This is a genomic window from Sphingobium olei, from assembly GCF_042678845.1.
Taxonomy (GTDB): Bacteria; Pseudomonadota; Alphaproteobacteria; order Sphingomonadales; family Sphingomonadaceae; genus Sphingobium; species Sphingobium olei.
The window spans coordinates 234,375-259,907 of record NZ_JBHTLS010000135.1 but is presented as its reverse complement, the minus strand read 5'-3'; the positions used below and the strand labels follow the sequence as shown (position 1 = coordinate 259,907).

The following is a 25,533-nucleotide window of genomic DNA, read 5'->3' as shown; positions in this document are numbered from 1 at the left end:
CATGAAGATCGCCTTTTACGGATCAAGCCTGCTGTCCTCCTATTGGAACGGGGCAGCGACCTATTATCGCGGCATCCTGAAGCAATTGGCGGCGCGCGGGCATGAGATATGCTTCTACGAGCCGGATGCTTTCGACCGTCAGCAGCATCGCGACATCGATCCGCCGGACTGGGCGCGGGTCGTGGTCTATGACGCGACGCCGGAAGCGCTGACCAAGGTCATGGACGAGGCCGCCGACGCTGATGTCGTGGTGAAGGCGAGCGGCGTCGGCGTGTTCGACGCGGAATTGCTGGACGGCGTGATGCGGCGCGCCGCGCCCCATGCGCTGCGCATCTTCTGGGATGTGGACGCCGCCGCCACGCTGGACGAAATGCGCGCCGATCCCGATCATCCGGTGCGCGCAGCGCTGCCGGGGCTGGACATGGTACTGACCTATGGCGGCGGCGATCCGGTCGTGGACGCCTATTGCGGCATGGGCGCGCGTCGTTGCATCCCGGTCTATAACGCACTGGACCCGGACAGCCATTTGCCCGTCGCCCCCGACCCCCGCTTCGCCTGCGACCTCGCATTCCTGGGCAACCGCCTGCCCGACCGGGAGGCGCGGGTGGAGGAATATTTCCTGAAGGCCGCCGCGCTGCTGCCCGACCGGTCGTTCCTGATCGGCGGCAATGGCTGGGAGAGCAAGGCGATGCCGGCCAATGTCCGCCATCGCGGCCATGTCTATACCGCCGAACATAATGCGTTCAACTGCACCCCGCTCGCGGTGCTGAACGTCGCGCGCGACAGCATGGCGCAGATCGGCTTTTCGCCAGCAACCCGGGTGTTCGAAGCGGCGGGCGCGGCCGCCTGCCTCATCACCGACGCATGGGAAGGGATAGAGATGTTCCTGACCCCGGACAAGGAAGTGCTGGTCGCGCGCGACGGGCAGGATGTGGCGGATCATCTGTCCACCCTGACCGCCGACAGGGCGCGCACTATCGGAGAGGCGGCGCGGGCCCGGGTATTGCGCGAGCATAGCTATGCGCTGCGTGGCGCGCAGGTGGATGCCATCCTGCGCGATGCCGCCGCCGCGCGCGCCGCCGACCTTCCGGAAATGGAGCGCGCATGAAGATCGTCGTCCTTGGCCTCAGCCTCTCCTCCTCCTGGGGGAACGGTCATGCCACCACCTTCCGCGCGCTGCTGTCCGCCTTCGCGGCGCGCGGGCATGACATCCTGTTCCTCGAACGAAACGTCCCCTGGTATGCGGCGCATCGCGACCTTGACGCGCCCGACTATTGCCGGCTCGCCTTCTATGACGACCTCCCCGGTCTGGACGCGTGGCGGGCGGAGATCGCTGCGGCTGACGCCGTGATCGTCGGCTCCTATGTGCCGGACGGGATCGCCATCGGCCATTATGCCCTCGACCATGCGCAGGGCGTCACCGCCTTCTACGACATCGACACGCCCGTCACGCTGACTGCCCTCCGCGAGGGGCGCTGCGACTATCTGACGGCGGAGCTGATCGCCGGCTATGATCTCTATTGCTCCTTCACCGGCGGGCCGACGCTGGACCTGCTGGAGCGCGAATATGGATCGCCCATGGCGCGCGCGCTCTATTGCTCGGTCGATATCGACGCCTATCGGCCGATGCCCGTCGAAAAGAGGTGGGATCTCACCTATCTCGGCACTTACAGCCCGGACCGGCAGCCGACGCTGGAGGCGCTGCTGATAGATCCCGCGCGCCGGATGCCGGAGAAACGCTTCGCCGTGGCCGGCCCGCAATATCCCGACGATATCGACTGGCCCGCCAATGTGGAGCGGATCGACCACCTGCCGCCCGCCGATCACGCCGCCTTCTATTCCGCCTCGCGCTACACGCTGAACGTCACGCGCGCCGACATGATCGCGGCGGGCTGGTCGCCCTCGGTCCGGCTGTTCGAGGCTGCGGCCTGCGGCACGCCCATCCTGTCGGACATATGGCCCGGCATCGACGAGCTGCTGCGCCCCGGCAGCGAAATCCTGCTGGCGAAAGGAAGCGACGACATCGTCGCGTGGCTGGCGGAGGACGCAAGCGCCGTTGGCGCCGCAGCGCGCGAGCGCATCCTGACCGGCCATAGCGCTGCCTGCCGGGCGGCCGAACTCGAACGCTATCTGGAAGAAGCGCAGGACGCGGCCGGACGGTGCGCGGTGGCGGCAGAATGAACGACATAGCAACAGGAGGATCGCAACGGATGAGGCAAGGCAAACAGGTCGCACTGGTCGCTGGCGGCGCGGGTTTCATCGGGTCGCATCTCTGCCGCGCGCTGCTGGATCGCGGCTATGAGGTGCTGTGCCTCGACAATTTGCAGACCGCGCGCACGATCAACCTGCAGCCGTTCGAAGCGGAGCCGGATTTCCGCTTCATCCGCGCCGATGTCGTCGATCCGCTGCCCGACGCGATCGCCCGCCGCCGCGACATCAGCCGCATCTACAATCTGGCCTGCGCGGCCTCTCCGCCCCAATATCAGGCGGACCCCGAACATACGATGCTGACCAGCGTCGTCGGCACCGACCATCTGCTGCGCCTTGCCGAACAGACCGGCGCGCGCTTCCTGCTGACCTCCACGAGCGAAGTCTATGGCGACCCCGAAGCGCATCCGCAGCGGGAGGACTATCGCGGCTGGGTCAACTGCACCGGCCCCCGCGCCTGTTATGACGAAGGCAAGCGCGCGGCCGAAGCCATGGCGTTCGACTTCGCGCGTTCAGGCCGCGCCGACGTGCGGGTGGCGCGCATCTTCAACACCTACGGCCCCAACATGCATCCCGATGACGGGCGCGTCGTATCCAACCTGCTGTGCCAGGCGCTCTCGGGCGAAGACATCACCATCTATGGCGACGGGTCGCAGACGCGCAGCTTCTGCTATGTGTCCGACATGGTGGACGGGCTGATCGCGCTGATGGAGGCGGACCTGCCGGAACTCGCACCCGTCAACCTCGGCAATCCCGAGGAATATAGCATCGTTGAGCTTGCCGAACGGATCATCGCAGAAACCGGATCCCCGTCGCGGATCGTCCATCGCCCGTTGCCCGTTGACGATCCGCGCCGTCGCCGGCCGGACATCAGCCGCGCGCGCGAACTGCTGGGATGGTCGCCGCGCGTGACGCTGGAGGACGGATTGCAGCGCACCTGCCGCTTCTTCGCCGCGGAGATCGGCGCGCCCTGCGAACAGATCGCGCCGGTCCACATCGCCGCCGAATAACGAGCCGCTACAGGCGTCGCGCTTCCTGGCGCAGTTCCAGATAGCCTTCATCGAACCCGGCTGCGGTGGCGAGCGCCGCCCAGTCGGATATGTGGACCTCCCGCGCCCTGATCGTCATCAAGCCATCCTCCCGCATGGAGCGGATGACCCGGTTCATATGGACCGGCGTCACGCCCAGGGCATCGGCAAGCTGCACCTGCACCACCGGCAGGCGATAGCGGGTCCGCTGCCCAAGCCCCGCCTTTTCCATGCGGACGCCCAGTTCGCAGAACAGATGGGCGGTTCGCATCCGCGCATCCCGCCGGCCCACGTTGACCACCCATTGCGACAGGATCGACCCATCCGCCACGCAATCGCGCCAGAAGGCTTCAGCGATCCCAGGATAGGCACGGCACAAGGCTGCAAGGTCGCGATGCGGCACCTTCACGATCGTCAGCCGGGCGGACAGGGCCTGAAGCGCCCATTCCACCTTGGGCAGCATCAGCGAATAGAGATCGCACATGTCGCCGGGAATATGGATGGCGGTGATCTGGCGCCGGCCGTCTCTCAATTGCCCGAACCGCGCGGCGAGGCCCGACACGACGAAGCAGGATGTGTCCGTGACCTGCCCCGGCCCGACGATGTCGCGATGCGGCTCCACCTCCATCTCCCTGCCGTTCAGCGAAAGGATCGCCTGCCGCTCATCCTCCGTCAGGATGGAGCGTTGCGACAATTTGCGCACGAACAGGTCGAAGGCGGGGTGACCGCGCGGCATGATACTCCTTCAGTCGCAATGGCGCTGACCTGCGCCGGCATAAGCTTTACGACACGATGCTGATCGCGTCGCCGAATCGGATCATATCCAACAGCTTGCCCGCATTGTCGGTAATTTCCATGCGGTGGCGAAGGTCGATCGGCCGGCCGTTCATCACATGATCGGCAATGACTTCGCGCGCGCTGCGCATCGCTTCCGCATGCGCGGCGGCGAGGTCGACAAACTCCTGTCCCTCCTCGTCCAGAATGTCCGCGTCGTTGAAGAGATTGATGTGATAGCGTTCCATGCCGCTTCAAGACCGGGGCGGGCAAAGAGTTCCCTCGAGTCGCGCCAGGCAAGGCGATCCGCCGACCCAAATATTGCCGACCGGTGAACGGGTTCAGCCAGGGCGGTGGAAATGGCGGTCCGCCTGAAAAAAAAATCGGACAAAGGCAACATAAGTGAATTTGAAAAGGCACCATGCGCCTATCATGCACTTTAGGGGGGCTTGACAGGGGATAACCATGTTAAGCCAGGTTGCAGCAGAAGACGCATTGGTTTTCTTTCGTCCGCACGAGTTTCTCGCGCGGGAAAATGAGAAGCCGGACGGTCTCTATCAGATATTGGAAGGCTGGGCCTCGCGGTACCGGCTTTTGCCGGACGGCCGGCGACAGATCACCGCGCTCTATCTGCCCGGCGACTATTGCGAACCGCACTGGGCGCTCGGCCGGCGGCCTTCCCAGCCCATCGTTGCGCTCACCAATGTGCGCGCGCGCAAGGCGCCGTGCCAGATTCCCGCTTCGGGTTCGGGCGACATCCAGGCCAGCTTCTGGAAGAATATGGTGGATGGGTCCGAACGGCAGGCGAGCTGGTTGGTTACGCTGGGCCGGCGAACGGCTCTTGAGAGGCTGGCGCACCTGCTGCTGGAACTGTTCGAGCGGATGCGCGGGTGCGGCCTGGCCTACGGCCAGCAATGCTCCCTGCCGCTGACGCAGATGGACATTGCGGACGTCACGGGCCTGACACCGGTGCATGTCAATCGCACCCTCCAGACGATGCGGACGCGCGGGTTGATCGAACTGCAGTCCAAATGGCTGCGCATACCCGACATAGCGGCCCTGCGCGAAGCGGCCGCCATATCCGTGAACGACGCCCCGGCGTGATGAAAAACCCGGTTTTCCAAGCCTGACAGAAAAATTACAACCTAGTTAGCATATGTTAGCGTCCGCAGTTCCGTCTTTGGAGCAAGGTGCGGCGCTCTCGGCAGGAAGCATGTCCATGCTGTCGCGCCGCGAGAGCTTCTTGGCCCGCGCCACCAACATGACGGATCATGACAGGATCAAATATTGGGTAGAAAAGCGGGGCGCGCGTCGTGACCGTGCAGCATATTCTCGCCCCCCTTGCCACACGTCTGAAAGGCAGGATGAACCTGTCGCCCACTGACCACGCGGCCCTACTGGCGCTGCCGTTCCAGGAACGGAGCCTGCCTGTTGGGGGCTATGTGATCCAGGAAGGCGACCGGGCGACCAGCTGCCACATCCTGCTCGGCGGCCTCGCCCACCGGCACCGTTTTTCCGCCGAGGGGTTGCGGCATATCATTGGCATCCACGGCCCTGGCGACATATTGAACCTACCATCGCTGCCACCGCCGGCGGCGGAGGATTTCGTTCAGGCGTTGACATCGGTGCGGGTCGCCGCGGTGCCGATCGACAGCATATTGGACCTGAGCCGCACCTGTCCCGCCATCGCTTCGGCCCTGTGGACGGAAGCCGAAGCGGAGCTTTCCATCACCCGGGCGTGGGTCGCCAATATGGGCCGCCGCGACGCGCGCGGGCGGATCGCGCATCTGTTCTACGAACTGGTGATACGAAGCCATCCCGGGGGCGGCTTTGACGGCTGCGTCTTCAGCCTGCCGTTCACGCAATCGGAACTGGCGGACGCGACCGGCATGACGACTGTTCATGTGAACCGCACGCTGCGCGCCCTTGAAAGCGACGGCATCATCCAGAGGAACCGACGGGAGATCATGGTTCCCCAATGGCAAAAGCTGGCGCAACTGGTCGATTTCCGTCCTGCGGCCTGGGCCGGGCGGCACTCCGCCTGATCGATCAGTCCTGGCGCGGGCCGAGCGCGCTCGCCAGTTCGTCGAGCCACGGCCCGGCGACGCCATCGGAGGGCGCGCGCCAGTCGCCACGCGGCGACAGCGCGCCGCCCGCCGAGACTTTCGGTCCGTTGGGGAGCGCCGATCGCTTGAACTGGCTGATCGCAAAGAAGCGGTACAGGAAATTGTCCAGCCAGCGCCGGATCGTCGGCAGGTCGTAGGCGACGCGCGCGTCCTCAGGATAATCGGGCGGCCATTCCCCGACTGCCGCATCCCCCCAGGCATGCCAGGCGAGGAAGGCGACCTTGGACGGCGGCAGGCCCAAGCGCACGATATGATGCAGGAAGAAGTCGTTGAGCGCGTAAGGCCCGACTTTCGATTCCGTGCTCTGCAACGCGCCGCCCGCCCCCGCCGGAACCAATTCGGGCGAGATTTCCGTGTTCAATATGGCGTCCAATATCCGCTTGGTGGGATCGTCGAACTGGTCGGTTGCGATGCACCAGCGGATCAGGAACTGGATGAGCGTCTTGGGCACCCCGCTGTTGACAGCATAATGGCTCATCTGGTCGCCAACGCCATAGGTACACCAGCCCAGCCCCAGCTCGCTGAGGTCGCCGGTCCCGATGACGAAGCCGCCATGGCGGTTCGCCAGCCGGAACAGATAGTCGGTGCGCAGGCCCGCCTGCACATTTTCGAAGGTGATGTCATAGACCGCCTCCCCGCGCGCGAAGGGGTGGTCCATGTCGGCGAGCATCTGGCGCGCGGCGGGACGGATGTCGATTTCCTCGCCCGTGATGCCGAGCGCGTTCATCAGCGCCCAGGCATTGCCCTTCGTCTGCTCGCCGGTCGCAAAGCCCGGCATGGTGTAGCCCAACAGGGTCGAGCGGGGCAGTCCCATGCGGTCGCACGCCTTGGCCGCGACGATCAGCGCATGAGTGGAATCGAGACCGCCGGAAACGCCGATCACCATATGTCGCCCCGCCGTCGCGCGGAACCGGGTGACAAGCGCCTCCACCTGGATGTTGAAGGCCTCGTAGCAATCGGCGTCGAGCCGCAGCGGATCGGCGGGCACGAAGGGAAAGCGGCGGACGGGGCGATGCAAGCCCATGTCGGCTTTGGCAGGCGTGAAGGGGAAGGACAGGCGGCGGAAGCGGGTTTCGGGATGACCGGCCGCCGCTGCGCTGTCGTTGAAGGTGCCGTTGCGCATCCGCTCCAGCCGGACCCGCTGCACATCAATGTCGGCCAGCAACAATTCCGGACTATCGCCAAAGCGGCCGGATTCGCCCAGCAGATCACCCAGTTCATGCACCATCGCCTGACCGTCCCAGGCAAGGTCGGTGGTGCTTTCCCCTGCGCCGGCGGCGGAATAGGCGTAGGCGGCGACGCAGCGCATCGATTGCGACGCGGACAGAAGATGGCGGTCGCGCGACTTGCCGATGGTGATGTTGGACGCGGACAGGTTGCACAGGATCAGCGCGCCCGCCATCGCCCCGAAGGTTGAGGGCGGCAGCGGCGCCCAATAATCCTCGCAGATTTCGACATGGAAGATGAAATCGGCAAACCCTTCCGCCGCGAACAGCAGGTCCGTGCCGAAGGGAACGGTCATGCCCGCGACCTCGATGTCGAGCCCGGTGAGACCCGCGCCGGACGCGAACCAGCGCTTCTCATAATATTCGCGATAGTTGGGCAGGTAGCTTTTCGGCACCACGCCGATCAGCCGTCCCCGCGCGATCACAAGGGCGCAATTATAGACCCGCCCCGCCCGCCGCAAAGGTGCGCCGATCAGCAGCAGCGGAAGGTCGGCACTGGCGGCGACCAGATGGCCGACCTCCTGCTCGACCCGGTCCAGGAGCGCATCCTGCAAGTGCAGGTCGTCGATCGCGTAGGAGGACAGGCACAGTTCGGGGAAGAGGACAAGGTCGGCCCGCCGCTCCGCCGCTTGCCGGGCCACGGCCAGGATCGATCGTGCATTGGCGGCCACATCGCCGGCACTTGCCGCAGGCGTCGCCGCCGCGACGCGGACGAGGCCATGGCGATGAATGGAAAGAAAATCGTCAGCTTCGCTCAAGTGCCTGCCTCATCATGTCCAGTCCCACACGCAGGCATGCTATCCGCACCGGGCCGCGACCGATATCCCCGAAATGCTTTTCCCGATGCAGCGTCGGACCACCCTTGCGGGCGCAGGCAAAGTGGACCAAGCCGTTCTCCTCGCCATCGGGTGCGGCACCGGCATAGCCCGTCACGGCCAGGGCGATGTCGCCCCGCGACCGGGCGAGCGCCCCTTCCGCCATGGCGACCGCCACGTCGCGGCTCACGGCTCCGCATGCCTCTATCGCGTCGCGCCTTATCCCCAGAAGCTCGCATTTCGCGTCCTCGCTATAGACGGCAAAGCCGCGCTCGAATGCATGGCTCGCGCCTTCCACATCGGTCAGCAGCGAAGACAGGAGCCCGCCGGTGCAGCTTTCCGCCGTCACGAGGCTGAGGTCGGCCGCGCAGGCGTCGCGCAGCAGGGCGGCGGCCGCGTCCTCTATGTCGGCGGGCAAGATCGGCGACAAGGTCTTGGCGGCGGCATCGTCAGCAGCGTCCGCCACATCCGCGTCATTCGCCATCGGGCCGCCCCTTCGCGCTGCTGCTGCCCGGCCCCTTTCCCGGAGGCCGGTCCAGCGTATCGCGCGGATGACGCGCCGCGCCGGGCGGCTGGTTCTCGGTCGAGATGTTGGGTCGCCGTTCGCGATGGGCTTTTTCGTCTTTCATGCGCTCTCCTCTTTGCGGGGGACAAGGAGGCGGCGCAGGGTTGGTTCCTGCACAACCTTACACAGGTTAGTCCCAGCTTGGCCGCATCGCAAAGCAGGGCAAAAAGCCGCACATTTGGGCCTCGCACACGTCAAATTGATCGGGATCAGTCAGATTTTGCGGAACGGCCGCGCCGCTGCGGGATTGTTCAGTCACGCACAAAGCCTGATAAAGAGGATCATCCTGTCGTGGCTACCCGATTGAAGTTCGAAGACTCGCAGTTCCTGCAACAGAATTTTCAGGAGCAGCTCAGCCGGTGGAACCGGTCCCGCCTCGCCCCCGCCTATCCAGACGAGGCGGTGGCGCAGCGGCTGGAGACCGACGCACGCATGGCGCGCCTCGAACGCGCCTTCATTGAGGAACTGCGCGCGGAGGTCCGCCCCGAGGCCGCCCGCGCCCCGACCGATGTCGAAGGCTTCATCGCCTGGTTCGAGGAGTTGAAGCAGTCCGGGCCGGGGCAGCACGACCGGCTGTTCCCCTGGCTCGCGGACGAGGCCGACCGGGACCAGATACGCTGGTTCCTGGGCCAGGAAGCGGCGGGCGAGGCTGGGTTCGACGATCTGGTCGCAATGACGCAGGTAAAGCTGCCGACCCAGGCGAAGATGGAGCTGGCCCGCAACTATTGGGACGAAATGGGGCGCGGCAATGTGAAGGGCATGCATGGCCCGATGCTCTCGCAATTGGTCGACATACTCGATCTGGAGACCCGCATCGAGCAGACCTGCTGGGAAAGCCTGGCGCTTGCCAATGCCATGACCGCCATGGCGACATCGCGCTTCTATGCCTGGCACAGCGTCGGCGCGCTCGGCGTCATCGAACTGACCGCCCCCGATCGCTCCGCGCACACCGCGCGTGCGCTCAAACGTATCGGCCTGTCCAATGCGGAGCGACGATATTTCGACCTGCACGCGGTGCTTGACGTCAAGCACAGCAAGGACTGGAACGAGGAGGCTATCAAGCCGCTGGTGGCGGAAGACCCGCGCCGCGCGACCGCGATGGCGGAAGGCGCGCTCATCCGCCTGCGCTGCGGCGCGCGTTGCTTCGATGCCTACCGCGCGCATTTCGGACTGGCATGACGACCATGGCTACGCAAACCATCCTGCTGGTCGAGGACGATCCATCCGTGGCGGCCGCGATCATGGATATATTGGAAGACGCCGACTTCGCCGTCGACGGGCCACACCGGACGCTAAGCGAAGGCGCGGCCGCTTTGGCGGGCCGCCTGCCCGCCGGCGCGGTGCTCGACATCCGTCTGGGTCGCCAGGATGTCGGCCTGATCGCCGACGATCTGGATGCCTATGGCGTTCCCTATCTTTTCTGCTCGGGCGCAATCGGCGGAAGCGTCGCGGCCCAGCATCCTCAAGCGCCGGTCGTTTCCAAAGACGCGGTTGCCGCCCGCCTTGTCCCGGCGCTCCGGCGCATCATCCATTAGAATTTCACGCCGGCGAAAGGATGGTGCATCCTATCGTCGGCTCACGCATTGAAGGAGCGCTGACGAGCAGCGCCGACAGGGAGGGCCAGCCATGTCCCAAGAGAATGACGACCGTATCCGCGAACGCGCCCACGCCATATGGGAAGCGCAGGGCCATCCCGAGGGACTGGCGGACGAACATTGGGCGCAGGCGGCCGCGGAAATCGCGGCGCTGGACGTGACCGCGCCCGGCGAGGCGGTCGAACTGCCCAATCCCCTTGCGACCGGGGCTGCGGCGGAGGAACTCGCCAAGCCCAAGCGACGCAAGAAAACGGTCTGACGTCTTTCCCGTCCCGCCTTTCTTCCCTCTGAACGACCGGAGGCCGCTTGAGCCAGTTTCCCGACCGCCTCGAGGGCGGCTCCCCCTACCCGCTTGGCGCCAGTTTCGATGGGCTGGGCGTCAACTTCGCCATCTTTTCCGCCAACGCCGATCGGGTGGAACTGTGCCTGTTCGATCCGCAGGGGAAGAAGGAACTGGCGCGCCTCACCCTGCCCGAATGCACCGACGAGGTGTGGCATGGCTACCTGCCCGACGCGCGGCCGGGCCTGCTTTACGGCTATCGCGTCCACGGCCCCTATGCGCCGGAACAGGGGCATCGCTTCAATCCCAACAAACTGCTGCTCGATCCCTACGCCCGCAAATTGTCGGGCAGCCTGCGCTGGAACGACGTGCTGCACGGCTATCCGGTGCGCGGGCGGCGTGGCGACCTAGGCTTCGACAAGCGGGACAGCGCGCCCGCAATGCCAAAGGGGGTGGTGACGCACGACAGTTTCGACTGGTCGCGCGACGTGCGTCCCAATGTGCCCTGGTCCGAGACCGTGATATACGAGGCGCACGCCAAGGGCCTGACCAAATTGCTGGAGGCCGCGCCACCGCAGGAACGCGGCACCTTCGCCGCGCTGGCCCACCCCAAGGTTATCGACCATTTGAAGCGCCTCGGCATCACCACGCTGGAACTGATGCCGATCCACGCCTTCACCCAGGACCGTTTCCTGCAGGAAAAGGGGCTGCGCAACTATTGGGGCTATAATACGCTCAGCTTCTTCGCCCCCGAACCCAGCTATTTCGCGAGCGACACGCATGACGAACTGCGCGTGGCGGTGCGGCGGCTGCACGCGGCCGGGATCGAGGTGATCCTCGACGTTGTCTACAACCATAGCTGCGAAGGCAGCGAGATGGGGCCAACCCTGTCGTGGCGCGGGATCGACAATGCGACCTATTACCGGCTGCTGCCCGACGATCCGCGTTATTGCCTGAACGATACCGGGACCGGCAACACGTTCAAGCTGACCCACGCCCGCGTCATCCAGATGGTGGCGGATTCGCTGCGTTACTGGGCGACCAGCTTCGGCATCGACGGCTTCCGTTTCGACCTTGGCCTGACGCTCGGGCGCACGGACCATGGCTTTGATCCCAATGCGGGCCTGTTCGATGTGCTGCGGCAGGATCCGATCCTGGGCCGGCTCAAGCTCATCGCGGAGCCATGGGACGTCGGCATGGGCGGGTATCAACTCGGCAATTTCCCGCCGGGCTTTGCCGAGTGGAACGACAAATATCGCGACACCGTCCGCCGCTTCTGGCGGGGCGATCCGGGCCAGCGCGGCGACCTCGCCGCCCGGCTCTCCGGCTCGGGCGACGTGTTCGACCGGCGTGCGCGGCGGCCCTGGGCCAGCGTCAATTTCCTCACCAGCCATGACGGCTACACCCTCGCCGACCTCGTGTCCTACGAGGAGCGGCACAACGAGGCCAATGGCGAGGATAATCGCGACGGGCATGACAACAACCTCTCGCGCAACTGGGGCGCGGAAGGGCCGACCGAAGACGAAGGAATCAACGAGACGCGCGGACGGGTGCGCCGGGCGATGCTGACGACCCTGCTCACCTCGCTCGGGACGCCGATGCTGGTCGCAGGCGACGAGTTCGGGCGGACGCAGGGCGGCAACAACAACGCCTATTGCCAGGATAATGAGATCAGCTGGCTCGACTGGTCGATGATGGAAGGGGAAGAGGGCAAGGCGCTGTTCGACTTCACCGCGCGCCTCATCGCCTTGCGCAAGCAGCATCCGGTCCTGCGCGCGCCGACCTTCCTTTACGGACAGGACTCCCCCGGCGTCGGTGTGAACGACATCGAATGGTGGGACGAACGCGGCAATCCGTTGTCGCCGGAAGATTGGGACAATCCCGAAGGCCGCGCGCTGGTGATGCGCCGCGCGACCCAGCGGGACGACGGCAAGGTGGAGGTTCTGACCCTGTTGCTCAATGCCGGCGATACGCCCATCGACTTCATCCTGCCCGCGCCGTCCGCCACACGCGAGGTGCTGATCGACAGCGCCCAGCCCGATCGCGAGCCGTTCGAGATCGAGGATGACTATGGCGTCCAGCCGCATTCGGCGGTGCTGGTCTGCTGGGTGGGTGAAGAGGCGTCCGCATGACCCTCTGGGGGCCGGTCCGGCTGGAGGAGGATCGCTGGCGCTTTCGCCTGTGGGCGCCGGACCGGGACGCGGTGACGCTGGAACGGGACGGCGCGCCGGACCTACCGATGACGTGCGATGCTGACGGCTGGCATGTGGTGGAGACGGCGGCTCAGGCGGGCGATCGCTACCGCTTCCGCATCGATGCGGATCTCTCGGTCCCCGATCCGGCCTCGCGCGCGCAGTCGGGCGGGGTCCATGGCTGGAGCCTGCTGGTCGATCTGCCCGCTTCTGGTGGTGAATGGCGCGGCCGCCCCTGGGCGGAAACGGTGATCTACGAACTGCATGTCGGCCTGTGCGGCGGCTTTTCGGGCGTCGCCGCTCTGTTGCCGGACCTCGCCGCCATCGGCGTGACCGCCGTCGAACTCATGCCGATCAACGCGTTCAGCGGCACGCGCAACTGGGGCTATGACGGCGTGCTGCCCTTTGCCCCGGCAGAGGCCTATGGCACCCCTGCCGACCTGCGCGCGCTGATCGACGCCGCCCATGCGCAGGGGCTGATGATGTTCCTCGACGTCGTCTACAATCATTTCGGGCCGGACGGCAATTATCTGGGCGCCTACGCCTCCTCCTTCTTCCACGCCGAACGTCATACGCCCTGGGGCGGCGCGGTGGCGGTGGACCGTTCTCAGGTCGCCGCCTATTTTCGCGAAAATGCGCTGATGTGGCTCGGCGATTATGGGTTCGACGGGCTGCGCTTCGACGCGGTCCACGCGATCGGTGATGACGATTTCCTCGATGGACTGGCGCGGGATATCCGGTCCGCAACGGGACCGGACCGGCATGTCCATCTGATGCTGGAAAATGAGCGCAACGATCCCGACCGGCTGTCGCCCGACCGCTACGACGCGCAATGGAATGACGATTTTCATAATGTGATGCACGTCCTGCTGACGGGAGAGCGCGACGCCTATTATGAGGATTTCGCCGAGCGGCCGGCCGAGAAGCTGGCCCGCTGCCTCGCCGAAGGCTTCATCTACCAGGGCGATCCTTCCCCGCATCAGGGCGGCAAGGTACGCGGTTCCGCGAGCGGCCATTTGCCGCCGACCGCCTTCATCGCCTTCCTCCAGAATCACGATCAGGTCGGCAACCGGGCGCTGGGCGAGCGGCTGGTCCGGCTCACAACGCCGGCGCGGTTGAAGGCAGCGACGGCGCTGCTGTTGCTGATGCCGCAAATCCCGATGCTGTTCATGGGGGAGGAATCCGGCGCGCAAAGCCCCTTCCTCTTCTTCACCGATTTCCACGACGAACTGGCCGACGCCGTGCGGGAGGGCCGGCGGCGGGAATTCGCCGCCTTCGCCGCCTTCTCCAGCGAAGAGGCGCGCGCGCACATCCCCGATCCCAACGCCGTCGCGACCTTCGACGCCTCGCGCGTCGCGGCGGGCGAGGACGCAGCGGCATGGCGCGACTTCTATCGCGAATTGCTGGCGCTGCGGCGGCAGCAGATTATACCGAGGCTTGCCGGATGCAGACCGGCGGGCGCGCGCAGCCTGTCGGAAGCGGCGGTACTGGCATCATGGCGCATGGGGTCGGGCGAAACATTGACCATCCTCCTCAATCTGGGCGAGACGGAAGTGGCCGCGCCCGATATAGGCGAACCGCTGTTCCTGCTGGGCGATGCAGGCGGCCCCGCCAGCTTCGCCGCGTGGCTGGCATGACGATGGCTCCCTTGCACATGCTGGCGGCGGCGGCGGGCATAGCGCGGCTGTGGACCGACGCCGACGGCGTGGAGCAGCAGGTCAGCGACGACAGCCTGCGCGCAATCTTGGCGGCGCTCGACCTTCCTGCTGAAGAGCCGGCGGAGATCATGGAGAGCTGGCGGCGGCTGATGGAGCGCGCGATGCGCATGCCGTGCCTGATCACGGTCGATTGCGCCACGCCCTTCTCACTACCGGACGGGTTCGACAGTGCCATCCTGCTCAACGAAGCGGGGGCGGTTGTGGAGCGCGACACAAGCCGGATCAGCAGCGAAGGCATCGCGGAGCCGGGCTATTACCAACTGGTGGCGGGGGACGAGACCTGCACCATCGCAGTCGCGCCCGAGCGGTGCCGCCAACTGAAGGGCCGCTGCTGGGGCGTCGCCGTTCAGATACCGTCTCTGCGCGGACAGGGGGATTTCGGGGACTTTGCCGATCTCGCCCGCGCCGTCACCTCGCTTGGGAAAGCCGGCGCGAACGCCGTGGCATTGAGCCCCGTCCATGCGCTGTCGATCGATGATCCGGGCCGGTTCGCGCCCTATTCCCCCTCCAGTCGCATCGCCCTCAACGCCTTGCTGGGCGAAGCGGAGACTTCTGCCAACGCGACGTCCGATCCGCTGATCGACTGGACGCAGGCCGGGCCCGCCAAGCTGGAAGCGCTGCGAAGCAATTTCGACGGCGCGGAGGATTTCGCGACGTTCCTCCAGCACAATGCCCGAGCCGGACTGGACCGGGTGCAGCAGGCCGCGCGCGACGCGGGCATGGCGGTCGGCCTGATCGCGGACCTGGCAGTGGGCGTCGACCCTGCAGGCATGGAGGCGCAGAACGATCCGGGCCTGTTCCTGAACGCGCTCGGCATCGGCGCGCCGCCCGATCCTCTGGGGCCGCTCGGTCAGGACTGGGGCCTCACCAGCTACAGCCCCTTCGGCCTTGCCGACAGCGGTTTTGCGCCCTTCATTGCCATGCTGCGGGCCAACATTCCCACCGGCGGCGGCATCAGGATAGACCATGCGTTCGGACTGCAACGCCTTTGGGTCGTGCCAAGGGGACGATCCGCCCGCGACGGCGCCTATCTTACCTATCCGTTCGACGACCTTGTGCGGTTGGTGAAGCTGGAGGCGTGGCGCGCCGACGCCATTGTCATCGCGGAGGATCTGGGCACCCGGCCGTTGGGCTTCGTCGACGCGCTGGAGGAAGCCGGCATTTACGGCATGGCGGTCCTGCCCTTCTCCCGCGACGAAGACGGTGCTTTCCTGCCTGCGGAGGACTATCGCGAAACCGCCGTCGCCATGAGCGCCACCCACGATGTGGCGACGCTGGCGGGCTGGTGGACCGGGCGCGACCTGGAGTGGAACCGCCAGCTCGATCGCGGCGGACAGACGGCGGAGGAGCGGGCGGTGGACCGCAAGAGGCTCTGGGCCGCGATCGGGGACAGCTTGCCCCAACCCGCAGACGACGATCCCGCCCCCGTGGTGGACCGGGCCATAGCCTTCCTGACGCAGACGCCGTGTCCGCTGCTGATCGTGCCGATGGAGGATCTGGCTGCGCTCGTCGAGCAACCGAACCTGCCCGGCACGGTGGACGAGCATCCCAACTGGCGGCGCAGGCTCCCTGCGCCGGTGGACGAATTGCTGCGGCGGGAGGATGTCGCGCGCCGCATCGCCTTGCTGAATGCGGAGAGAGGCGCATGATCCCTCGCTCCACGTATCGGCTGCAATTGACGCGCGACTTCCCTTTCAGCGCCGCGCAGGCGATCATCCCCTATCTCGCGGACCTGGGTTTCAGCCATGTCTACGCCTCCCCCATCACCACCGCGCGCAAGGGGTCGAGCCACGGTTATGATGTGGTGGACCCCACCCGCATCAACCCGGAACTGGGCGGGGACGAGGGGTTCAGGCAGCTCGCGGCCGCCCTGCGCGCGCGGGGCATGGGCATCATCATCGACATCGTGCCCAATCATATGGGCGTGGCCGGCGGCGAGAATCCCTACTGGAACGACGTGCTGAGGCTGGGGCCGGACAGCCCCTATGCCCGCTGGTTCGACATCGACTGGCGTGGACCGCTGATCCTGCCGATCCTGGGCGCGACCCTGCCTGAAGTCGTCGCGTCGGGCGACTTGAGGCTTCAGGAGGGGCAACTGGTCCTCTATGGCGAACAGGCGCTACCGCTGCGGCCGGGATCGACCGGCGGCGACCTTCATGACCTGCTCGACCGGCAGCATTATCGGCTGGTCCACTGGCGCACCGCCAATGACAGCCTCAACTGGCGGCGCTTCTTTTCTATCAACGATCTGGCGGGCCTGCGGATCGAAGACCCGCACGTCTTCGAAGACACGCACCGCCTCTATTTCGACCTGTTCCGCGAAGGGCTGATCGACGGGGTGCGGATCGACCATGTCGATGGGCTGACCGATCCGGCAGGCTATTGCCGGACGCTGCGCGCGCGGTTCGACGCCATCCGCGACGGGGAGGACCGCGCCTACATCGTGGTGGAAAAGATATTGGCGGCGGACGAAGCGCTGCCCGCCGACTGGGGCGTGGACGGGACCAGCGGCTATGATTTCATGCGCGACGCGACCGCGCTGCTGCACGATCCGGCGGGCGAAGAGCCGCTCAAGGCGCTGTGGCAATCCTTCGACCCTGCCCATGTCGATCCGCTTGCGGTCGTGACGCAGGCCCGCCGCGACATGCTGTCCTGGCAGTTCGACGCGCAGCTTGGGGCCTGCGTCGCCGCGTTCGAAGCGTTGGTCGCTGCGGAGCGCCCGGCGGCCCCCGCGATGGAAGCCATCAACCCGGCGATGCTCCGCCGCGCGATCGAGCGGCTGCTGTGGGTCTTCCCCGTGTATCGCACCTATCATGACGGTCGCGCCGCGCCTGCCAGCGACACGGCCGCGCGCGACAAGGCATGGGAGGACGTTCAGCCTCATCTTCCGCCCGGCGAAGCGAATGTCGCGCGGCTGGTGCTGGACTGGCTGAGCGGCGACAAGCAGGGCGACCCTACGCTTGTCGCGCAAGCGGTCAGGCGCTTCCAGCAATTGTCCGCGCCGATCGCCGCCAAGGGCGTGGAGGACACCGCCTTCTACCGCTACGCGCCGCTGCTGTCGGCGAATGATGTCGGCTCCGCGCCGGAACAGTTCTCCATCTCCATCGACACCTTTCACCGTCGCGCGTCGGAGCGAGGCGGCCTCTTCCCTCACGCCATGCTGGCGAGCGCAACCCACGACCACAAGCGTGGCGAGGATGTGCGCGCTCGGCTGGCCGTGCTGAGCGCAGTGCCAGACCTGTGGCGGGAGGCGGTGGCGCGGTGGATCGACCGGGAACCCGATCTCCTCGTCCATCCGGCCGATCGCTACCAGATCCTCCAAACGCTGATCGGCGTCTGGCCGCACGAGGCCGGGCGTCCGCTCGCAGACGATTTCAGCGGCCGGATCGCAGCCTGGCTGGAAAAATCGCTGCGCGAAGGGCGGCTGCGGTCAAGCTGGGAAGCGCCGGACAGCGACTATGAAGGGCGGGCGCAGCTTCTCGTCGAGCGGCTCCTCGCCGCAGAGGATTTCCGGGCAGATATGTCCGCATTTCTAGAGCGCATCGCACCCGCCGCCATGGCGAACACGCTGGCGCAAACCGCACTCAAATTCTGCGTGCCGGGCGTGCCCGACACCTATCAGGGGTGCGAGGCAATGGACTTCAGCCTGGTCGATCCCGACAATCGCCGTGCGGTGGACTATGTCGCCCGCCAAGCAAAGCTGCTGGATGACGAAGGCGCAGACGGGCGGAAGATCGGATTGGTCCACAGACTGAGCGCCCTGCGCAACAGCGCGCCTGCCCTGTTCGCGCATGGCAGCTATCGGCCGATCCCCGCCACCGGCCTGCGAGCCGGCCATATCCTCGCCTTCGAGCGGCGGCATGAGGGGAAGAGGCTGGTCTGCGCCGTCGCCCTGCGCCTCGGCCTGCCGATTGTGGAACGGGGTGGAATGCCGGACGAGCCATGGTGGGGCGACACCCGCCTCGAAGGGGAGGACGACTTGCCGCCCGCACGAATGTTTGCGCGGGATCCCTATTTCGTTAACCTATATGAATAGCGGCTGAAGGACACGGAACTTGCCCCTTTTACACGCGTCTCCGCTTATGCAGCGGGCATGTTCGCCTGCGCTTCACGAGAGAGCGGCACGATGATCGACGGTACGATGTTGGAATGGCTGGCGGCACATAGCGAAAATTTTCAGATCCGGTGCAATCCGCATCGGGAAAGCCACACGACAATCGCCCGCCACCTCCTGCATCGCGAACGCCTCGCCGAAGCGCCCCGCTTCAGCGACAGCGCGGCGCGCTCGGCGTGCGTCAACGGCCAGACGCTTTGGGAAGTCAGCATCCGCCATGCCGATGGGAGGGACACACATTTTGCGGGCCCCTCTCTCGACAACTGCCTGAAGCAGGTGCGGGCGCTATTCGGCCCGGCGCTGCACCATCCCATCGCGGCCTGAACGGGCCGGCTGGGTCCGGTCCCTGTCGATCCCCAGCCACGCGCGGCGGCGCTCATGGATTTGGCGGTGATAGGCATCCACATCTCCGCTGCCGCAGAGCGCTTCGTCGGCGGGGATGGAGCGGATCGAAATCAGGGTGGCCATGTGCATCTCTCCTTGTCGAAGGCTGAATGCAGGGCACAGCAGGACGTTCCGGCCGACACTGACATAAGGCAATATTATGGGCGTTAGGGGGCAAACGCGAAAGCGATCGCCCCTTCCCGTCAATCCGCCTTACCTGATCCGGGTTCGGCCATGCTGCGATGCTGTTCCGCCAGCACCGCCGCCGGCGCGATGTGGGATGCGGCCGCCGTCAGCTTGTTCTTCCAGCCCGATATGATGTTGCCCTTGCCCGCCAGCATCGCCTCCCACCCGTCGCGCGCCACCTTCGCCGGGTCATCCTTCCTCGCCTGGCCGACGCTCGTATCGAGCATGTCGGCGCGCTCGAAAAATTCCGTGTCGGTGGGGCCGGGCATCAAGGTGGTGATGGTCACGCCCTCGACATCCTTCAGTTCATTGCGGATGGCGTCTGCGAAACTGTCCACGAAGGCCTTGGTGCCGTTATAGACCGCGTGGAAGGAGCCGGGGACGAAGCCCGCGATCGATCCGGTGATGAGCACCTTGCCGGCATTCCGTGCTACCATCTGCCTCAGCACCTGTTGCAGCAGGTAAAGCGTGCCGGTGACGTTGGTATCTATTACCCTGCGCCAGTCCGCGACATCCTGCTCCAGAAAGCCGTGGCCAATGCCGCGCCCCGCATTGGCGCAGAGTATGTCGATCGGGCGGCCGTTGGTCGCGGCGATCAGCCTGTCCACGCCCTCGATGGTGGAAAGGTCCGCCACCAGCGGCTGGACCGCCACGCCATGTTGCGCGAAATCGCGCGCGGCTGCTTCTATCAGCGGCTCGTCCGCAACCACCAGCAGGTCGTGGCCCGCCTGAGCCGCAAGGTGCGCCAGTTCGAAGCCGATGCCGGTCGATGCGCCGGTCACCACGGCGAATGTGTCGGAAGCCATGTCCATCTCCTTCTGCTGCGCCGGTCAGGCGAGAACCATGCCGGGCTTCAGCACGATCTTGGTCACTTCATTCTGCTTGTCGTGGAACATGCGATATCCCTCGGCCGCCTGTTCGAGCGGCATGCGATGGCTGATGAGGAAGGTCGTATCGATCTTCCCTTCCATCACCGCGTTCAGCAGCGCGGGCATATAATGCTGCACATGGGTCTGCCCGGTCTTGAGCGTCAGTCCCTTTTCCATGAAGGCGCCGAGCGGGAATTTGTCGACGAAGCCGCCATAGACCGCAGGCATCGACACCCGCCCGCCCTTCCGGCAGGCAAGGATCGCCTGACGGATCGAATGGGTGCGGTCGGTCGCCATGAAGGTCGAAACCTTGATCTGGTCCCACACATTGTCCGCAAAGAAGCCGTGCGCCTCCAGACCCACCGCATCGATGCAGGCGTCCGGCCCGATACCGCCGGTCATCTCCATCAGCGCGTCATAGGTCTTCGTCTCCTCGAAATTGATCGTCTCCGCGCCGAAGCGGCGGGCAAGTTCAAGGCGGTGGGGGAAATGATCGATGGCGATTACCCGCTCCGCTCCCATGAGGAAGGCGGACTGGACGCTGAACAGGCCGACCGGGCCGCAGCCCCAGACCGCGACGGTGTCGCCCGGTTCGATCTGCGCATTTTCCGCCGCCATCCAGCCTGTGGGAAGGATGTCGGACAGGAACAGCACCTTGTCGTCCTCCACGCCGTCCGGGATGACGATTGGCCCGACGTCGGAGAAGGGGACACGCACATATTCGGCCTGCCCGCCTGCATAGCCGCCGGTCATATGGCTGTAGCCGAACAGCCCGGCCATCGGCTGACCATAGGCCGTCTGGGCAATGTCCTGGTTGTCGGCGGGCAGGCCGTTGTCGCAGGCGGAATATTGATGCTTGGAGCAATGAAAGCAGCTGCCGCAGCTGATGGTGAAGGGCACGACGACCCGCTGCCCCTTCTTCAATGTCGATCCGGGGCCGGTCTCCACAACCTCGCCCATGAATTCGTGGCCCAGGATGTCGCCCGCCTTCATCGTCGGGATATATCCGTCATACAGGTGCAGGTCCGACCCGCAGATGGCGGTGGATGTCACCTTGATGATGGCGTCGCGGGGGTTGATGATCTCGGGATCGTCCACCGTATCGACGCGGACGTCATGCTTGCCGTGCCAGGTCAATGCGCGCATCAGTCCGTCTCCTCAGCATATTCGCGCAGGTTCCGTGCGCCCGTGGCGATCTCGCCGGTTTCCATCAGCTGCTTGAAGCGGCGGAGGTCGCGCCGCGCCTGGATCGCCGGCTCGCGCTGAAACAGCTTGGCGATGATCCTGCCGACCGCGCCGCCGGGCGGATCGTAGAGGATGGTGGCAGTGACCCAAGTGCCGCGCCCGCCGGGCGCGTCGCGAAATTCGACGCGGCCGCGGTTGGGCACGTCCGCGCCTTCCTCCGACGCCCATCCGATCGCTTCGCCCGGCACGTCCTCCGTGATGGCGGCGATCCATTCGACGGTCTTGCCGGCTGGAGCCTTCACCACCCACATGTAGCGCGCGCCGCCCAGCGGTTCGACCGACAGGACATTGTCCATGAAGGTCGGCAGCCGTTCGAGCGCCCGCCAATAATCATAAAGCTCCTGTCGGGGTCGCGCGATCGTCACCGTCTTGGCGACCAGCGTGTCGCCGACAGGGTGCGCGATCAACTGACTGGCCGCTTCCTGCCGGTCGCCATGTTTGGATTCGCTCAACGGCGCGTCATCACCGGGATACGGTGTCACGGTTTCGCCCATGCTGGCCTCCTTGTTGGGATGACCGGCTAACCGTTGCCGCATCGCGACCGTTCCCGGCCAAGGACCGGGAAGCAAGCGGGGCCTAACCTATGTGAGCGGGCTCAGCCGATCATCATCAGGCTGGCATTGCCACCCGCCGCCGTCGTGTTGATGGAGGTCGACTGTTCCTCCAGCAGCCAGTCGAGGCAGTAGCCATGGCCATGATCGTCGGCATGGACCGACGCGATCGGGCCGGGCAGATCGGCGACCGCCTGGGTCGTGGCGAGGATTTTCGCCGCATCCCCTTCCACCAGAACGGCGGCGAAGGGCGCCTCGCCGATGCTGCTGAACGATGTCTCGACTACCCGCGGTAAGCCGCGGGGCGGCGTCATGCCCTGTATAATGCCCCGATTCCCGGTGGCGAGCACCGCCGCCATCTGCCGGTACAGTCCCTGCCGCGTCGCAGGGCGCATCAGGACGCGACCGCGCGGGTGCAGCGCATAAAGGTTGCGCTCGCCCACCGGTCCCGGCAGCATCAGTTCGACGCCCAGCGCGGACGAGTCGCCTGTGCGGCGCGCCTGCGCGGCGGCTTCGCCCTCCCCCTGCGCGTCCAGCCAGTCGGCAAAGGCATGGAGCGGCGAACGCAGATGGCTCACCCGTTCGGCAAAGACCGGCGGCGTGGTGACGAGCCGGCCGAGATAGAGCGGCCCGCCAGCCTTCGGCCCCGTGCCCGACAGGCCGCAGCCGCCGAAGGGCTGAACCCCGACGATCGCGCCGATGACGTTGCGGTTCACATAGATGTTGCCGACCTTCACCTGCTCGGTGACGCGCGCGATGGTTTCGTCCAGCCGCGTGTGCAGGCCGAAGGTGAGGCCATAGCCGGTGCCGTTGATCTCCTCCACCAGCGCGTCCAGCCGGTCGCGCCGGAAGCGCAGGACATGGAGGACGGGACCGAATATCTCGCGGTTCAGGTCCGCGATGCTGTCGATCTCGATGATCGTCGGCGGCACGAAGGTTCCATGCGCGCATCCGGGCGGCAGCGGGCTCTGCTCCACCCTGCGGCCCAGCGCCTTCATCGCCTCGACATGGCGGCCGATGCCGTCCCGCGCCTCCGCCGTGATGACCGGTCCGATGTCGACATTGAGAGCATCGGTGCGGCCGATCCGAAGTTCCGCCAGCGCTCCCTTCAGCATGGCGAGCGTGCGGTCGGCCACATCCTCCTGCAGGCAGAGAATGCGCAGCGCCGAGCAGCGCTGCCCCGCGCTGTCGAAGGCAGACGCGATCACGTCTGCCACCACCTGTTCGGCCAGCGCGCTGCTGTCCACGATCATGGCATTCTGCCCGCCGGTCTCGGCGATCAGGGGGATGGGCTTGCCCGCAGGCGAAAGGCGCGTGGCGAGCTGCTTCTGGATCAACCGCGCGACTTCGGTCGATCCGGTGAACATCACGGCGGCGGTTTCCGGCGCTGCGACCAGGGCGGCCCCGATCGGCCCCTCGCCGGGCAGCAGTTGCAGCGCGTCGGCCGGAACACCCGCCTCATGCAGCAGGCGCACCGCCTCAGCCGCGATCAGCGGCGTTTCCTCGGCCGGCTTCGCCAGCACCGGGTTGCCCGCCACCAGCGCGGCGGCGACCTGTCCGGTGAAGATCGCCAGCGGGAAATTCCATGGGGATATGCAGGTGACGGGGCCAAGCGCCTGCTGCTGCGGGCCGAAGGTCGACCGCGCCTGCGCCGCATAATAGCGCAGAAAATCGATCGCCTCGCGCACTTCGGCGATGGCGTTGGGCAGGGACTTGCCCGCTTCGCGAACGATGAGGCCGAGCAGGATCGGCATGCGCGCCTGCATCGCGTCGGCCGCGCGCTCCAGCATCGCTGCGCGGTCTGCGACCGGCGTGTTCGGCCAGAGCGAGGCGGCGGCGCGGATCGCGGCGGCGCGCGCCTGTTCCGGCGACGCTTCGGTCACATGGCCCACCACGTCGCGATGATCGGCGGGGTTGAGGACCGGGCGCGTTGCCCCTTCCCCGCCCTCCGGCGCGGCAGTCCAGCCGATGGTGGCGCTGTGGCGCAGCGCATCGCTGAGGCTGGCGAGCGTCGCTTCGTTGCTGAGGTCGAGGCCGGCCGAATTGCGGCGGTCGGGGTAGAGATCGGCCGGCAGCGCGATCTGGTCATGCTGCGCGCCGGGATGCGGCATGGCGCGGACGACATCGACCGGATCGGCCGCCAGATCGTCAATCGACACGGCCGGATCGGCAATGCGGTTGACGAAGCTGCTGTTCGCGCCATTTTCCAGCAGGCGGCGGACGAGATAGGCGAGCAGCGTCTCGTGCGTCCCTACCGGGGCGTAGATGCGGCACGGCCGGTTCAGCCTGCCCGCGCCGACCACCTGCTCATACAGCGGCTCGCCCATGCCGTGCAGGCACTGGAACTCATAATCCCCAAGGGCGAAATCCGGCCCGGCGAGATGGTAGATGGTCGCCAGCGTCTGCGCATTATGGGTCGCGAATTGCGGGAACACCGCGTCGCGCGCCGCGAGCAGCTTCTGCGCGCAGGCGACATAGGCGATGTCGGTGTGCAGCTTGCGGGTGTAGACCGGAAAGCCCTCCAGCCCATCCACCTGCGCCCGCTTGATCTCCGCGTCCCAATAGGCGCCCTTGACCAGCCGCACCATGATCCGGCGCCCGGCGCGGCGCGCCAGATCGACGATCCAGTCGATGACGAAGGGGCAACGCTTGCCATAGCCCTGCACCACGAAGCCAAGGCCGTTCCAGCCGGCAAGATCGGGGTCGAGCGCCAGGCTCTCCAGCAGGTCGAGCGACAATTCGAGCCGGTCGGCCTCCTCCGCGTCGATGTTGAAACCGATGTCATAGCCCTTGGACAGCAGCGCGAGCCGCTTCACGGCGGGGAGCAGCTCGCTCATTACGCGGTCCGCCTGCGCGCGGGCATAGCGCGGGTGAAGCGCGGACAACTTGATCGAGATGCCGGGGCCGGCATGGATGCCGCGACCCGCCGACGCCTTGCCGATGGCGTGGATGGCCTTCTCATACTCTGCATAGTAGCGCGCAGCGTCCGCCGCTGTGGTCGCCGCCTCCCCCAGCATGTCGTAGCTGTAGGAAAAGCCCTTGGCCTCCATCTCCCGCGCGCGCTTCAGCGCTTGCTTGATCGTCTCGCCGGTGACGAACTGTTCGCCCATCATCCGCATGGCAAGATCGACGCCGCGCCGGATCACCGGCTCGCCCGCGCGCGCGACCAGGCGGGTGAGCGCCGCGCCCAGGCCCCGGTCGTCCACGCTGCCGACCAGCTTGCCGGTGACGACCAGTCCCCATGTCGCCGCGTTGACGAACAGCGACTTGTCCCCGCCCAGATGCGATCCCCAGTCGCCGTCGGCGATCTTGTCGCGGATCAGCGCGTCGCGCGTGTCATTGTCGGGGATGCGCAGCAGCGCTTCGGCCAGGCACATCAGAGCCACGCCTTCCTGGCTGGACAGCGCATATTCCTGCACCAGCCCCTCGACCCCGCTGCCCTTGTGATTGGCGCGCAGTGCGGTGACGAGGGAAGTCGCCGTCGTGGCGATGGCGGCGCGCGTGCCCTCTGGCAGCGTGGCGGCGTCGATCAGGGGCGCCATCGCCTCCGCCTCGTTCCGGCGATAAGCGGCGGTGATCGCCTCGCGAAGCGGGGTAGGCTGGCTGACAGGGGGCGCGAAGGCGGCGAAGGGGGGCTGGCTGGTCATCATGGGAACA

Annotated in this window: 23 protein-coding genes; 13 read left to right on the top strand and 10 right to left on the bottom strand. The window is 66.2% G+C overall.

All coding sequences use genetic code 11. The annotated features are described in order from the left end of the window. Nucleotide 1: 1 nt before the first annotated feature. Genes ACFQ24_RS21010 through ACFQ24_RS21000 form a run of 3 tightly spaced genes read left to right on the top strand, consistent with a single transcriptional unit; the run spans nt 2 to nt 3,218 of the window. The gene (locus ACFQ24_RS21010) at nt 2–1,108 is read left to right on the top strand and encodes a CgeB family protein (protein WP_380914840.1); all 1,107 of its coding nucleotides are present in this window, start codon (nt 2–4) and stop codon (nt 1,106–1,108) included. Further along, nucleotides 1,105–2,181 (top strand): CgeB family protein, encoded by a 1,077-nt coding sequence (locus ACFQ24_RS21005; protein ID WP_380914838.1) that lies wholly within the window; start codon nt 1,105–1,107, stop codon nt 2,179–2,181. The genes ACFQ24_RS21010 and ACFQ24_RS21005 overlap by 4 nt, the downstream gene beginning before the upstream one ends. A gap of 29 nt (nt 2,182–2,210) precedes the next feature. Beyond that, on the top strand, nt 2,211–3,218 hold the full coding sequence (locus ACFQ24_RS21000) for a UDP-glucuronic acid decarboxylase family protein (RefSeq protein WP_380914836.1): 1,008 nt from the start codon (nt 2,211–2,213) through the stop codon (nt 3,216–3,218). 7 nt (nt 3,219–3,225) lie between these two features. Here the strand turns inward: ACFQ24_RS21000 and ACFQ24_RS20995 are convergent, their stop codons facing one another. Together ACFQ24_RS20995 and ACFQ24_RS20990 are read right to left on the bottom strand one after the other, a co-directional pair. Next, nucleotides 3,226–3,972, bottom strand: a complete 747-nt coding sequence (locus ACFQ24_RS20995) for a Crp/Fnr family transcriptional regulator (RefSeq protein ID WP_380914834.1) — start codon at nt 3,970–3,972, stop codon at nt 3,226–3,228. A 46-nt stretch (nt 3,973–4,018) separates the two neighbouring features. Next, nucleotides 4,019–4,258 (bottom strand): DUF6894 family protein, encoded by a 240-nt coding sequence (locus ACFQ24_RS20990; protein WP_380914832.1) that lies wholly within the window; start codon nt 4,256–4,258, stop codon nt 4,019–4,021. Between the two features lie 217 nt (nt 4,259–4,475). Between ACFQ24_RS20990 and ACFQ24_RS20985 the strand changes: the two genes are divergently transcribed. Both ACFQ24_RS20985 and ACFQ24_RS20980 read left to right on the top strand, forming a co-directional pair. Continuing rightward, nucleotides 4,476–5,114, top strand: coding sequence for a Crp/Fnr family transcriptional regulator (locus ACFQ24_RS20985; RefSeq protein WP_380914830.1), 639 nt, complete (start codon nt 4,476–4,478; stop codon nt 5,112–5,114). 209 nt (nt 5,115–5,323) lie between these two features. Beyond that, a complete protein-coding gene (locus ACFQ24_RS20980; protein ID WP_380914828.1) occupies nt 5,324–6,055 on the top strand; it encodes a Crp/Fnr family transcriptional regulator in 732 nt (243 codons plus the stop codon). 4 nt (nt 6,056–6,059) lie between these two features. Here ACFQ24_RS20980 and ACFQ24_RS20975 read toward each other — a convergent pair whose 3' ends face one another. Genes ACFQ24_RS20975 through ACFQ24_RS20965 form a run of 3 tightly spaced genes read right to left on the bottom strand, consistent with a single transcriptional unit; the run spans nt 6,060 to nt 8,806 of the window. After that, nucleotides 6,060–8,120, bottom strand: coding sequence for an NAD(+) synthase (locus ACFQ24_RS20975; RefSeq protein WP_380914826.1), 2,061 nt, complete (start codon nt 8,118–8,120; stop codon nt 6,060–6,062). Beyond that, complete coding sequence (locus ACFQ24_RS20970) at nt 8,107–8,661, bottom strand: CinA family protein (protein WP_380914824.1); 555 nt, start codon at nt 8,659–8,661, stop codon at nt 8,107–8,109. Before ACFQ24_RS20970 ends, ACFQ24_RS20975 begins: the two co-directional genes overlap by 14 nt. Next, nucleotides 8,651–8,806, bottom strand: a complete 156-nt coding sequence (locus ACFQ24_RS20965; protein ID WP_380914822.1) for a hypothetical protein — start codon at nt 8,804–8,806, stop codon at nt 8,651–8,653. Before ACFQ24_RS20965 ends, ACFQ24_RS20970 begins: the two co-directional genes overlap by 11 nt. 227 nt (nt 8,807–9,033) lie before the next feature. Between ACFQ24_RS20965 and ACFQ24_RS20960 the strand changes: the two genes are divergently transcribed. From ACFQ24_RS20960 to ACFQ24_RS20925, 8 genes are all read left to right on the top strand, one after another. Then, nucleotides 9,034–9,921, top strand: a complete 888-nt coding sequence (locus ACFQ24_RS20960; RefSeq protein WP_380914820.1) for an iron-containing redox enzyme family protein — start codon at nt 9,034–9,036, stop codon at nt 9,919–9,921. Between the two features lie 5 nt (nt 9,922–9,926). Then, the gene (locus ACFQ24_RS20955; protein ID WP_380914818.1) at nt 9,927–10,277 is read left to right on the top strand and encodes a hypothetical protein; all 351 of its coding nucleotides are present in this window, start codon (nt 9,927–9,929) and stop codon (nt 10,275–10,277) included. A 91-nt stretch (nt 10,278–10,368) separates the two neighbouring features. Further along, nucleotides 10,369–10,596 (top strand): DUF2934 domain-containing protein, encoded by a 228-nt coding sequence (locus ACFQ24_RS20950; RefSeq protein WP_380914816.1) that lies wholly within the window; start codon nt 10,369–10,371, stop codon nt 10,594–10,596. A gap of 47 nt (nt 10,597–10,643) precedes the next feature. Beyond that, complete coding sequence (glgX, locus tag ACFQ24_RS20945; RefSeq protein WP_380914814.1) at nt 10,644–12,749, top strand: glycogen debranching protein GlgX; 2,106 nt, start codon at nt 10,644–10,646, stop codon at nt 12,747–12,749. Beyond that, a complete protein-coding gene (gene treZ, locus ACFQ24_RS20940; RefSeq protein ID WP_380914812.1) occupies nt 12,746–14,446 on the top strand; it encodes a malto-oligosyltrehalose trehalohydrolase in 1,701 nt (566 codons plus the stop codon). Before glgX ends, treZ begins: the two co-directional genes overlap by 4 nt. Before the next feature lie 2 nt (nt 14,447–14,448). Further along, nucleotides 14,449–16,176, top strand: a complete 1,728-nt coding sequence (locus ACFQ24_RS20935) for a 4-alpha-glucanotransferase (protein WP_380914810.1) — start codon at nt 14,449–14,451, stop codon at nt 16,174–16,176. Continuing rightward, the gene (treY, locus tag ACFQ24_RS20930) at nt 16,173–18,563 is read left to right on the top strand and encodes a malto-oligosyltrehalose synthase (protein WP_380914808.1); all 2,391 of its coding nucleotides are present in this window, start codon (nt 16,173–16,175) and stop codon (nt 18,561–18,563) included. The genes ACFQ24_RS20935 and treY overlap by 4 nt, the downstream gene beginning before the upstream one ends. 90 nt (nt 18,564–18,653) lie before the next feature. After that, on the top strand, nt 18,654–18,965 hold the full coding sequence (locus ACFQ24_RS20925; protein WP_380914806.1) for a hypothetical protein: 312 nt from the start codon (nt 18,654–18,656) through the stop codon (nt 18,963–18,965). On the opposite strand, the gene ACFQ24_RS20920 is transcribed toward ACFQ24_RS20925, so the two are convergent. The 5 genes from ACFQ24_RS20920 to putA all read right to left on the bottom strand — a co-directional run bounded on the left by ACFQ24_RS20920 (nt 18,927) and on the right by putA (nt 25,523). Then, entirely contained in the window at nt 18,927–19,109 is a 183-nt protein-coding gene (locus tag ACFQ24_RS20920; RefSeq protein WP_380914804.1) for a hypothetical protein, read from the bottom strand. The genes ACFQ24_RS20925 and ACFQ24_RS20920 overlap by 39 nt on opposite strands. Nucleotides 19,110–19,228: 119 nt before the next feature. Then, entirely contained in the window at nt 19,229–20,017 is a 789-nt protein-coding gene (locus ACFQ24_RS20915) for an SDR family NAD(P)-dependent oxidoreductase (protein WP_380914802.1), read from the bottom strand. 24 nt (nt 20,018–20,041) lie between these two features. Further along, a complete protein-coding gene (locus ACFQ24_RS20910) occupies nt 20,042–21,226 on the bottom strand; it encodes a zinc-dependent alcohol dehydrogenase (protein ID WP_380914800.1) in 1,185 nt (394 codons plus the stop codon). Next, nucleotides 21,226–21,819 carry an SRPBCC family protein gene (locus tag ACFQ24_RS20905; RefSeq protein WP_380914798.1) on the bottom strand — a complete coding sequence of 198 codons (594 nt, stop codon included), beginning with the start codon at nt 21,817–21,819 and terminating at the stop codon, nt 21,226–21,228. The genes ACFQ24_RS20910 and ACFQ24_RS20905 overlap by 1 nt, the downstream gene beginning before the upstream one ends. Nucleotides 21,820–21,920: 101 nt before the next feature. Next, the gene (gene putA / locus ACFQ24_RS20900; protein ID WP_380914796.1) at nt 21,921–25,523 is read right to left on the bottom strand and encodes a trifunctional transcriptional regulator/proline dehydrogenase/L-glutamate gamma-semialdehyde dehydrogenase; all 3,603 of its coding nucleotides are present in this window, start codon (nt 25,521–25,523) and stop codon (nt 21,921–21,923) included. Nucleotides 25,524–25,533: the final 10 nt, after the last annotated feature.

Coding starts and splice junctions, on each gene's coding strand:
- ACFQ24_RS21010 (WP_380914840.1), top strand. CDS start 2: ATGAAGATCGCCTTTTACGGATCAAGCCTGCTGTCCTCCTATTGGAAC.
- ACFQ24_RS21005 (WP_380914838.1), top strand. CDS start 1,105: ATGAAGATCGTCGTCCTTGGCCTCAGCCTCTCCTCCTCCTGGGGGAAC.
- ACFQ24_RS21000 (WP_380914836.1), top strand. CDS start 2,211: ATGAGGCAAGGCAAACAGGTCGCACTGGTCGCTGGCGGCGCGGGTTTC.
- ACFQ24_RS20995 (WP_380914834.1), bottom strand. CDS start 3,972: ATGCCGCGCGGTCACCCCGCCTTCGACCTGTTCGTGCGCAAATTGTCG.
- ACFQ24_RS20990 (WP_380914832.1), bottom strand. CDS start 4,258: ATGGAACGCTATCACATCAATCTCTTCAACGACGCGGACATTCTGGAC.
- ACFQ24_RS20985 (WP_380914830.1), top strand. CDS start 4,476: ATGTTAAGCCAGGTTGCAGCAGAAGACGCATTGGTTTTCTTTCGTCCG.
- ACFQ24_RS20970 (WP_380914824.1), bottom strand. CDS start 8,661: ATGGCGAATGACGCGGATGTGGCGGACGCTGCTGACGATGCCGCCGCC.
- ACFQ24_RS20965 (WP_380914822.1), bottom strand. CDS start 8,806: ATGAAAGACGAAAAAGCCCATCGCGAACGGCGACCCAACATCTCGACC.
- ACFQ24_RS20955 (WP_380914818.1), top strand. CDS start 9,927: ATGGCTACGCAAACCATCCTGCTGGTCGAGGACGATCCATCCGTGGCG.
- ACFQ24_RS20950 (WP_380914816.1), top strand. CDS start 10,369: ATGTCCCAAGAGAATGACGACCGTATCCGCGAACGCGCCCACGCCATA.
- treZ (WP_380914812.1), top strand. CDS start 12,746: ATGACCCTCTGGGGGCCGGTCCGGCTGGAGGAGGATCGCTGGCGCTTT.
- ACFQ24_RS20935 (WP_380914810.1), top strand. CDS start 14,449: ATGGCTCCCTTGCACATGCTGGCGGCGGCGGCGGGCATAGCGCGGCTG.
- treY (WP_380914808.1), top strand. CDS start 16,173: ATGATCCCTCGCTCCACGTATCGGCTGCAATTGACGCGCGACTTCCCT.
- ACFQ24_RS20925 (WP_380914806.1), top strand. CDS start 18,654: ATGATCGACGGTACGATGTTGGAATGGCTGGCGGCACATAGCGAAAAT.
- ACFQ24_RS20920 (WP_380914804.1), bottom strand. CDS start 19,109: ATGGCCACCCTGATTTCGATCCGCTCCATCCCCGCCGACGAAGCGCTC.
- ACFQ24_RS20915 (WP_380914802.1), bottom strand. CDS start 20,017: ATGGCTTCCGACACATTCGCCGTGGTGACCGGCGCATCGACCGGCATC.
- ACFQ24_RS20910 (WP_380914800.1), bottom strand. CDS start 21,226: ATGCGCGCATTGACCTGGCACGGCAAGCATGACGTCCGCGTCGATACG.
- ACFQ24_RS20905 (WP_380914798.1), bottom strand. CDS start 21,819: ATGGGCGAAACCGTGACACCGTATCCCGGTGATGACGCGCCGTTGAGC.
- putA (WP_380914796.1), bottom strand. CDS start 25,523: ATGACCAGCCAGCCCCCCTTCGCCGCCTTCGCGCCCCCTGTCAGCCAG.